Raw genomic sequence first — 10,154 nt, 5'->3', positions numbered from 1 at the left:
AACCGGTGCCCGGTGGTCGTTGCGATCGCGGCGTCCACTCACTCGTTGTTATCATCCGTTGGTAGACGGATCGCTACTCACCGGCAATACCGTGGGCCACATCACCGCCTTGCTGTGCCGCCTGATGGGCGATCTTTTGCAAGTGCGCGGCAAATTCAGCATCCAGTTCTTCAGGCACAAAGCTGTTGCCGACGGGGCTTTCGCCGAACAAGCACTCGTACCACACACATGCTCCGAGGTATTCACCGGCCAGGTTTGCATGATGGCCGTCCATGCCCAACTGTGGCTTGCCATTGCGATCGTTCCAGCGGTAACCCACGTGAAGTGAGTGGTTTTGCTTGGGAAGTTCGGGGAATTCGAGCGACGCGGCATCGAACTCGAGGGACGCACGGTATCCGAACTGCGGATCGTTATCGGCAATCCAAAATGCGTCGCCGACCGGAATCCGGCTCGCCGACAGTTCCTCCGCGATCGTTCGATAGGCCTCGCTCAAACCCTGATACATGGCTTGTTGGGTGGCCGGTTCGCCCGCGACAGGCCTGGTTTTTCGGAATCGCGGGTCATCGCTTCGATACGCCCAGGTCTGATGGACCAGCACCGCAGCCTGGGGCGCATCGCGATGGATGATGTCGACCAATTGCTGGGCGTAGGGTCGATAGGATTGGGCAGCATGACTTTTGCTGCTGAGTTGTTGGATTGTGACGAAGTCCCAAGGCTCGCTGTGCAACGCTTGCTGCAAGCTCTCGCCGCCCGAGTATTTCGCAGATGCGTCGGCAGGATCATCCTCAAACGCCATCGCTTTCCGGGCATGAAGCTCGAGCGGGGAACCGCCAATCGACAGCATTTTGTGCGTCAGTTTATGTCCAGCGGCGGCAACGATTTCGTCTAAATAACGCGTTGCGTTATGGGTGAAGCTGTTTCCAACGGTCAGAATACGAACCTGTTTCTGCTGCCCTGACGGTTGCCCTTCCGGCGTTTCCGCTACCGCTGATGGGCACGCCCCCAAGGAGATCGCGGTCAGGAGCCAAAGTAACACGAGTGATCGAAGCATTGAGTGTGCAGTCCTATACGAAAGTCAGCTGGATAATGAGAACGCGTTGGGGCCAAGGCAGCGATCACCGCCAGATGGTCGAGTCCAGGATTTAGCGAACGATGCTACTTCGCCGATTGCAGGAATGCCATCAGGTCCGAAAGTTCTTGGATCGTCATTTGCTCCGCCAACCCAGCGGGCATTACTGAGATATCGCTCGATTGCAAGAGCTCAATTTCGTCGGTTGGGATCACGACTGATCGCTCGGCATTGACTTGAAGTTCGATTGTTTCGGGTGTGCGATGCTTGATCAATCCGTTGTGAATTTGGCCATCGACCGTCAGCACTCGCGATCCCTGGTAGCTCTGCTCTTGTCGAGCGCTGGGAAACAGGATCGCTTCCAACAACGCATCGGGGGTTCGGCTCGCTCCAATCCGCGTGAGCTCCGGACCAACATCGTGCCCGACAAAGCCGATTCGGTGACAGGCACTGCAGGCCGCCTTGCTGCTGCGGAATACTTGCAAGCCTCGAACGGGGTCGCCGAGATGAAGTCGAGCCAACATTTTGTCGACCGTTTCCTTGACATCTGCTGGGGGCCGCACCAAATCCGCAGCCGTCTGTTGGGCTTGCTCCTGCAACTCCTTCGACGATCGCTTGTACAGGTTCGTCAAATAGGTTTGCGGCAACGTTTTGGCTGCCGGCAGCGATGCCAGACTGGTGAGCATCTTAGCTTGAAGTGCATCATCGCTCGCCCGATGGACCGCTTCGATCGCGGTGGCCAGAGATTGGGAGGGAATGCGTGGCAACGCATCGACCAAGCCACTTGCGTCGGAGAGTTTCACTCGTTGGAGAACTTTGGATGCCAGCGGGGAGAGCGTTTCATCATCGCTCAGGAAGCAATCAACCACCTCTTGCTCAAGTTCCGCATCTTCGACATTACGTCCCGCGGGGAGTGCCGCCAGCACGCGCAAGCGAGGGACGACAAGATCCGCGTTCCGCGCGATATCGATCATCGTTTCGAGCAACTGCGGCGCGTCGGCCGCTTCGATTTGAATCCGAGCCAAATTCTCGGTCAGCGCCCGTTGCACAGGCTCGTTGGATGCCGCCAACCAGCTGGCGATTCCGCCGACCCAATTATGTGGCATCTTCGTCGGCGAGAACCGACTCAGCTGACTCGCCAAAAACAGTTGCTGTGATTCGTTCGCTGCGGTCGCGCCATTGATCCAATCAGCGATCATCTGCTGCGTTGACGGTTCGCTCTTCCAGCCCACGACCAGGCGTGAAAGGTTATCGGCGTTGGCGGAATCCGAATCAGTCATCTCAGCGAACATCTCACGAATTCTCTCGATCGACGAAGCGGCCCACTGAGGGTGCTTTGCCAGAACCTCAGCGGCGATGTCGCGGAGTTTAGGATCGCTACTGTTCAATGCGGTGAAAAAATGAGCGATGTCGACCTGGTCACTGCGTCCGGTGCGGTCGAGCACCAATAGAGCGGATCGTAATTTGGTATCCGAATCAGCCATTGCGATCAGATCGATGGGATTTGCTTGCGTGATTTCGATCAGCGCGTACAGCAGAGAATGTTCCAGATGGCGATCGTCGCCGGCATGTTCACAGGCAACTAGCAGCGGGGCCACTGAGGCAGCGTTGCCGATCCGGCCGAGTGCCTCGGCAGCGGTGCGGCGGACGGCCAGCGATGGATGCATCAACAGCTGCTCGACGGGCTGGCGTGAGTTCGCGTCGCGATGGATGGCTACGGCGTGACACGCCACCTGCAAAATCAATGGATTGGGATCGCTCAGGTGGTCCGAGAGGACAGCGATCGCGGCCGGGCTGCTGCTTTGGCTCAAGGCCCACAGCGCCGTGATGCGATCGTCGAGGGAACGATCGGTATCGCGGACGATCACGTCCAGAGACGTGGTCGCCTCGTCACTCGCCAACGCCCCCGCCAAAGTCAAACCCGCCTGGCGACGAACCCAAGGTCGTTCGTCGTACAGCGAGTCAACGGTCGTGGACACTTGCTCAGAGCCCGATGGCACGGCAACCGGGCCACGCGTGAAATCGACGGCAGCGGTTTCGTCCGACGAGATCCGGTAGACGCCTCCCGATGCCGTCTTTTGGTCAATTCGTGACGTGGGACAGCACAGATCGTACCAGCCCCCGGTATCGATAACCAACAAACTGCCATCGGCGTCTTCGATCACATCGGTAGGATGAAAATCAACACGGTCGGCGACGACTAAATCGTGATCGATCGAGCGGAAACCAGCTCCCTCGGGAACCAATTGGTGGGCGGTCACCTTTTGTAAATTGAACAGGGCGGCAACGAGGATGCGTGCCTCCTCGTGCTCGGCAAACCGAGTCAGTCGATCGGATTGAAGACACGCCAATCCGCTGGGGGCTGCCGGACCAAGCTGAGTCATGATGGGCATCAACGGTCCCGTGCGTGGATGATTCGCCAAGACTGAATTCTCTTTGCCGTACACGCCACCGTAAACGGCATGGGCGATGCCGTCGCGGAGACCACCACCGGGATGCTGCAAAAACGTGCTCGTGAAAAATCTCTCGCCCTCAGGCGTGAAGGCGACCTCGACAGGGTTATCCATGCCGCCCGTCATCACGGGTTCGATGGGCCCCCCTTCGATGCGGCGGCGAAAGATATGGGCGGCCGAAGACTGCAGTGTCCCGCCGTCGATCAGGTCGTGCGTTTGGGACGCAAACGCTCCCTTGCACCAATACACCCAGCCGTCGGGGCCAAGATATGGGCCGTGCAAATCGTTGCCGCATCCAGTGATCGTCTGGCCATCGAACCACACCTCGCGATTTTCACAAACCCCATCACCGTCGGCATCGGTCAGCTTCCAAATCAGCGGCGGTGCGGAGACGAGCACATCGTTGCCGATGCACAAGACGCCCTCGGGAAACGCGAGCTGCTCGGCGGCCACGATGCGTTGGTCAAATTTGCCGTCGCCATTGCTGTCGACTAAACGAATCAGCTTGTGAGGCTTCGTTTTGTTGTGTTCGACAAGCGGCTTGGCCACCCCCGCAGACTCGGCCACCACCAACCGACCTTGATCGTCCCAGTCGGCGACGATCGGCCATTTGACCAACGACTCGTCAGCGACCTTTTCAATCCGCAAGCCCGGGGCGAGCGTGAATTGAATCCCATCAATCTCAGTGGTCGGATTCGCTTGGTCTTGAGCGAACCCATTCTCCGAAAGGAGGAGAGCTAGAGATGCCGAACAGATCAAAAACAGAAGCGGGCGTTGGGGCATAGGTGTACTTTGTTCGCGAGAGGTAAATCGAGCTATGTATCCAGGCATGCGGCTTACTCGCTACGCTCGCATGAACCTAGTTCCTGACTAGTTATACACCAATCATAGCTCACCCGACGGAATCTTACTCGCAAGCGACGGGAGGTGTCCTATCGCCGGAAACCCCGATGGATTATTAACGTAGCATACCGGTTGCCAGACCGTTAATTTAACCATCCTCTCGAACGCCAAAATGCTCGCCAAAGAACTCAAAACCGGCTCCGTCGTGGTCCACGACGGCAATCCCTGCGTGATCAAGGGAATCAACGTCCACTCCCCATCGGCACGCGGTGCCGCAACGCTCTACAAGTTCCGTGCGCGGAATCTGATCACGCGAAACAAAGTCGACTTCACATTGAAAGGCACCGACCTGATGGACGAAGCGGACTTTTCACGCCGCGATGTCCAAATGCTGTATTCCGACCCGACCCATCTGTTCTTGATGGACAAAGAGGATTTCCAGCAGTACGAGATCTCGTTGGAAGACGCCGAAGATGAATTGCCCTACATGACCGAAGGCTTGGAAGGCATCCGAGCCATGATTTACAACGATGCGTGCGTGGGTATCGAGTTACCCGCCGCCGTCGAACTGACGATCACTCAGTGTGACCCCGGCATCAAAGGCAACTCGGCGACCTCGCGCAACAAACCCGCGACCCTCGAAACCGGCCTCGTTGTCCAGGTTCCGGAATACATCAAGGAAGGCGAGCGGCTCAAAATCGACACCCGCACCGGCGAGTTCTTGGCTCGAGCTTGAGCCCAGCGAGTTTGCGGTCAGCGAGTTTGAGGTCACTGATCCCGCCGTGCAGAGACGCCAGCGATCGGATTGGTACGGACTGCCCGACACGTCGTTTTTAGGCCCGTCCGGTTCTACCGTGGGTGCCGCAGCGATAAGCCACGTGCGCGGGATTTTCAAGGATCGCGGTGGCGTCTGAAATATGGATCATCCGACGGAAGCGTGCGCCGGAGGTTTGGGAGGCATGTCTCAAGTGCCCCATGATTTATTGGTGGGATTGGATTGACTGCGTTCGACTGGGCCTGCCGGGAAATTAGTGTGGGCCTGCCGGGGAAAACGGAACGAAGCTCTGCAGAGGTGCGGTCTCCACGATGTACGCTTCCGTCAGATGAGCCGTTTTGCACACCCCCAGAATGTCTGAGTCTCTCACACTAACTCACCGTCTATGGTTGATTCCGTGCCGGCATTGAATTAGTTTGTGTTTCCTCGACGATCTCGTCGTCCCACCTGCCTCCCCCTCCTATGCGTCAGAGACTCTGAAATGCCTCGCTTTGTTTTGTGTCAGTTGCCGGTTGTCGTAACGCTCTTACTAGCATCGGTTTGTGTCGCTCAGGATGCGGTACTCGAGACCGCAGCACCACCGAAACCCAATACCGCGATCGTCCCAGTTCCACGCGATGGAAATTGGATGAAGCGTCACGAGAGCTTTAATAAGCGTGTGAAGGAAGGTAACGCGGACCTGCTGATGATCGGGGATTCGATCACCCATGGTTGGGAGGGGTCCGGCCGTGAAGTTTGGCAGAAGTACTATGGCGATCGCAATGCAGTGAATCTAGGTATCGGTGGCGACCGGACTCAACATGTGCTGTGGCGTCTACAGAACGGAAACCTTGAAAACATCTCTCCGAAGTTGGCCGTGCTGATGATTGGCACGAACAACTGCAGCAGCAACACCCCCGAGGAAATTGCTGAGGGTGTCGACGCGATCGTCCAAGAACTGCGAACAACGCTTCCTGAAATGAAGGTGCTCGTCCTGGCGATCTTCCCACGTGGCGAAGATGACTCGCACGCTGGGCGGCAGGTGAATATGAAAGCAAATGAGTTGATCAAAGAGCAGGCTGATGGCGAAATGGTTTTCTTTCTCGACATCAATTCAGGATTCCTGACAGATGACCGTATCCTGACTCGCGAAGTCATGCCCGATCTGTTGCACCCCAAGGAAAAGGGCTATGCGATTTGGGCCGAAGCGATCGAACCCACTGTTGCAAAACTGATGGGCGAACCCACTACGACCACGAATGAATAGACCGAGTCGTTGCGTTCGCCACAACTTCGCCAGAACGTAGATCTCACGCTCTGGCGAGCGTGGCCACCTTCAATTTGCGATAGCTCTGTCACGCTGTATCGTCGACATCGTGATCGATTGATCCGGCTGCGTGTCAGACTTCAACGCAGCTTTCACGCATGAACTGATCCAAGAATTTGCGCATGAACACCTCGCGTTCTTTGGCGAGTCGCCGCGCCGCATCGGTGTTCAACAGATCTTTCAGCTTGAACAGTTTTTCGTGGAAGTGCCCAACGCCTGTCTTTGCATCGCCGGCGTCAGGCAAATAGAACGGCTGGCCGAAGGCGGCGCCGTACTCAATCGTCCGCACGATGCCGATGGCTCCCAAGGCATCGAGCCGATCCGCGTCCTGCACGATCTTGCCCTCGAGAGACAGGTTGCTGGCATCGATCCCTTTTCGGAACGAAATATTGTCCACGATATGGGCAACATGGTCGATCGTCGGCTCGTCGACACCAAGTGCACCCAGAATTTCACGGGCAAACTCTGCGCTGCGTTCCACACCATCGTGGAATTTGGCATCGCCTACATCGTGCAGCAGAGCGGCTAAGTCAACGACCATCAATTGGCCACCAGTCTCTGCCTGGATCGCTCTGGCCGACGCGAGCACCCGCAGCACATGATCCATCCCATGCCCCGCCGCTTGCCCGCCCATACGATCTCGCACGATCGTTTCGACGTCCGCAATCAGTCCGGTGTTATCTCTCATCCTGCCGTCACGTATTAAAACAAGGGAAGAAGCGACCCGGTGCTTCGGGTTTGATCGAACAGCGAATTCACTGCTGTGGCTTCTCACGCAACTCGAAGGGGCGACTGACAGGGTGTTCAGCGGAGGGAAAGTCTTCCGGTAGCGGCTGAGTCACTTTGCCGGTTGCCGCCCACTCGCAACCGCGAGTCAGCGTGACGATGAAGTCAACGCCCTCGCAGGAATACGAATCGTGGCCCAACGTGGTGTGAAAGACGCGTCCCTTGCCGTAGTCAATCACCATTAAAATAGGCTCGTGACGGTCGGTCGGCGCCCTACCAGATTGGTCTTTGCCGGTAGCCAAGATGGTCAGGTTCTCAGCGGGGCCCCGAAGTTTGGCATAACACTCGTCCTTTGCCGTTAGCCAGTGCTCGGGGAGGCCGGCGGTGATGGGGTGATCTTTTTCTCGCACGGTAGCGAGAATATTGTTCTGCGGGCCGTGCGATCCAATCCCGCCGGGCGTTGCGTCCCGGGTCAGTTCACCTTCGTTCGTATAATAAACGTATTCGCCTGATTTCGGTTCGCGGCCACCCCAGCCGCCAAGGCCGATCATCTTGTTGTATTCATCCCATTGCCCGAACGAGTTATCAGCCGCGTGCACCGAAACGAATCCTCCACCATTTCGCATATAGGCCTCGAGTGCGCGCTGTGTCTGCGGTGGCCAATCAGCGGCGCTGTTGCCAAAATTTGAGATCACGACATCGTAGTCGGCAAAGGGTGGCGAAAATTCTGGGTCACGTTTTGGCTTTGGAAGATCCTGTGTTTCCCCCGCACCCGCCAAGGGTAAAAATTGCTTTTCGCGTTTTCCATTCCAAGTGAATTGAGTGCGGACAACGTCGACGTCAAACAGGCCCGTGTCTTCTAAGTATTGCCGGATCATGATGGTCGACTTGGGCCACACGTGATGGTTGTTTTGGCCGTCAATGATCAACGCTTTCAACTTGGGTTCCGGTGCCTGCGCACTCGCGGAGCCCATGCTGACGAAACTACAACATAATAAGAACGCCAATCCAACACTCGGTGCTAACAATGAGTGAATCTTCATCTCTCTACTTACCTTTTGTAAACGGTCGGAATGGTTTCGACAAACGACTTCACTCACCAGGGCCGCGACTGGCAGCGGTTTCAAAATAACTGTCAGGCGTGATCGTCTTCGCGATCGCAAAGCCGCCAAAATCCACCACGCCCACTTGCACGTGATTGTACTTTGATCCGGTCTCGACAGCCAGCGTTTGAGCGTTTCAGAAACGCGAGCATCCCTCCGAGACTCGTTAATCGCCTCAGCGTACCGGGAACGAAAAGACGAGACGGAGCGGGCGGTCTCGAAAGACGAGTCGTTTTCTCGCTGGTGATTTCGGCAAGGACCGACTAAGAAAAATGTTCGATATCCCGCTCCGTGTGGGTGGATTCGAAACCGAGGGGAGCTACCCGTGCTTGGGGTTGGTTGCCGTTCTGTGCGCATTTTCGCGAGTGGAGGACGTTTTGAGCCAAGAGCACGATCAGGGAAGTCGATAAAATGCCGCCAGTGCGAAGCGACAGCGAGACATTGAATCACGCCAATTCACAGGCAGGTACCGTCGCCAGACACGTGGGCTCCACGTTCCGGCCCACGTAAGCAGATTTGGGTAATTCACTCCGCGTCACCCGATGTCTGAGCTGGTTTGGATCGCGTTGAAGAAACACTGACGTAGGTACGCTCGCCCGAGTGTGGGATTCCACCGCCTGGCGACGAGAGAATTCGTCATGGGTTATTCACGCGATGTTTCGTTACTCGATTGAGTCATTCGCTTTCGCGAAGCAATTCCCCCGTTGTCATGACATCCAGAGGTATGTGTTCTATGAAGATCGCTCGAATTTTTGCTTACCGCGTCGAATTACCCTTGGTTGAGGGTTCCTACAAATGGTCAGGAGGGAAATCCGTTTCCGTTTTTGATAGCACTATTATTGGCGTCGAAACGGAATGTGGCCTAATCGGCTACGGCGAAGTCTGTCCCTTGGGGCCGTTCTATCTGCCCGCCTATGCGGCAGGGGTACGGGCGGGAGTTCGTGAACTGGCACCGCACCTGATTGGCAGCGATCCTCGAGAACTTGGCGTCTTGAACCACCGGATGGACATGGCACTGAAAGGCCATGCCTATGTCAAAACGGGCATCGACATTGCGTGTTGGGACATTCTTGGCAAAGCCTGTGGCCTGCCAGTTTGTCAACTGATGGGCGGTCGATATGGCGAGAGTGTGCGTTTGTATCGAGCCATTTCGCAAGTGCCGCCGGATGAAATGGCAGGTAACGTGGCCCGCTATCGTGATGAAGGCTATACGCGGTTCCAACTGAAAGTCGGTGGTGATCCTGATACGGATATCGAACGGATTCTCGCAGTCAGTTCGGTTCTTCGTCCAACGGATCGATTGGTTGCCGACGCGAATACCGGATGGACGCAGCACGAAGCGATGCGAGTGGTTCGGGCAGTTCGCGATGTGGATGTCTACATCGAACAACCTTGTTTGAGTTACCAGGAGTGTCTCGCGATTCGGCGGCACACAGATCAACCGTTCGTGCTCGATGAGAACATCGACAGCTTGGAGATGTTGTTGCAGGCGAAAAGTGATCTCGCGATGGATGTCGTGAATTTGAAGATCAGCAAGCTCGGCGGACTCACCAAGACCAAGCAAGCTCGCGATTTGTGCGTTTCAATGGGCATCGCGATGACGCTCGAAGACAGTTGGGGTGGCGACATCACGACCGCTGCGATTGCCCATTTGGCGCATAGCACACCGGAAGAGTTTCGGTTCACGGCCACTGATTTCAACAGCTACGTCACCGTCAGCACGGCGGACGGTGCGCCTCGCCGCGAACAGGGTTTCATGGCCGCCAGCACCGACGCGGGGCTCGGCGTCACTCCCAAGATGGATGTTTTGGGCGAACCGGTTTTCGAAGTGAAGTAAACGGTGCATTCGGGTCAAGGTAATGACATCATGACCATTGAT

At 56.5% G+C, this 10,154-nt stretch carries 7 protein-coding genes; 3 read left to right on the top strand and 4 right to left on the bottom strand.

The genetic code is table 11. The features are described 5' to 3' along the window. Window positions 1-73: 73 nt before the first annotated feature. Both SH410x_RS22215 and SH410x_RS22210 read right to left on the bottom strand, forming a co-directional pair. Window positions 74-1,051, bottom strand: coding sequence for a DUF4886 domain-containing protein (locus SH410x_RS22215; protein ID WP_473670841.1), 978 nt, complete (start codon window positions 1,049-1,051; stop codon window positions 74-76). A 104-nt stretch (window positions 1,052-1,155) separates the two neighbouring features. Further along, window positions 1,156-4,305 carry a DUF7133 domain-containing protein gene (locus SH410x_RS22210; RefSeq protein WP_473670840.1) on the bottom strand — a complete coding sequence of 1,050 codons (3,150 nt, stop codon included), beginning with the start codon at window positions 4,303-4,305 and terminating at the stop codon, window positions 1,156-1,158. A gap of 232 nt (window positions 4,306-4,537) precedes the next feature. Here SH410x_RS22210 and SH410x_RS22205 point away from each other — a divergent pair, with 232 nt between their 5' ends. After that, the gene (locus SH410x_RS22205; protein ID WP_473670838.1) at window positions 4,538-5,101 is read left to right on the top strand and encodes an elongation factor P; all 564 of its coding nucleotides are present in this window, start codon (window positions 4,538-4,540) and stop codon (window positions 5,099-5,101) included. A 520-nt stretch (window positions 5,102-5,621) separates the two neighbouring features. After that, window positions 5,622-6,386, top strand: coding sequence for a platelet-activating factor acetylhydrolase IB subunit (locus tag SH410x_RS22200; protein WP_473670836.1), 765 nt, complete (start codon window positions 5,622-5,624; stop codon window positions 6,384-6,386). A 133-nt stretch (window positions 6,387-6,519) separates the two neighbouring features. Here SH410x_RS22200 and SH410x_RS22195 read toward each other — a convergent pair whose 3' ends face one another. Both SH410x_RS22195 and SH410x_RS22190 read right to left on the bottom strand, forming a co-directional pair. Next, complete coding sequence (locus SH410x_RS22195; RefSeq protein ID WP_473670834.1) at window positions 6,520-7,134, bottom strand: HD domain-containing protein; 615 nt, start codon at window positions 7,132-7,134, stop codon at window positions 6,520-6,522. A 67-nt stretch (window positions 7,135-7,201) separates the two neighbouring features. After that, window positions 7,202-8,215 (bottom strand): ThuA domain-containing protein, encoded by a 1,014-nt coding sequence (locus SH410x_RS22190; RefSeq protein ID WP_473670832.1) that lies wholly within the window; start codon window positions 8,213-8,215, stop codon window positions 7,202-7,204. A 793-nt stretch (window positions 8,216-9,008) separates the two neighbouring features. Between SH410x_RS22190 and SH410x_RS22185 the strand changes: the two genes are divergently transcribed. Beyond that, window positions 9,009-10,112, top strand: a complete 1,104-nt coding sequence (locus SH410x_RS22185; RefSeq protein ID WP_473670831.1) for a cis-3-hydroxy-L-proline dehydratase — start codon at window positions 9,009-9,011, stop codon at window positions 10,110-10,112. Window positions 10,113-10,154 lie beyond the last annotated feature (42 nt).

Source organism: Rhodopirellula sp. SH410, from assembly GCF_055811895.1.
This window is presented reverse-complemented; position numbering and strand designations above follow the sequence as displayed.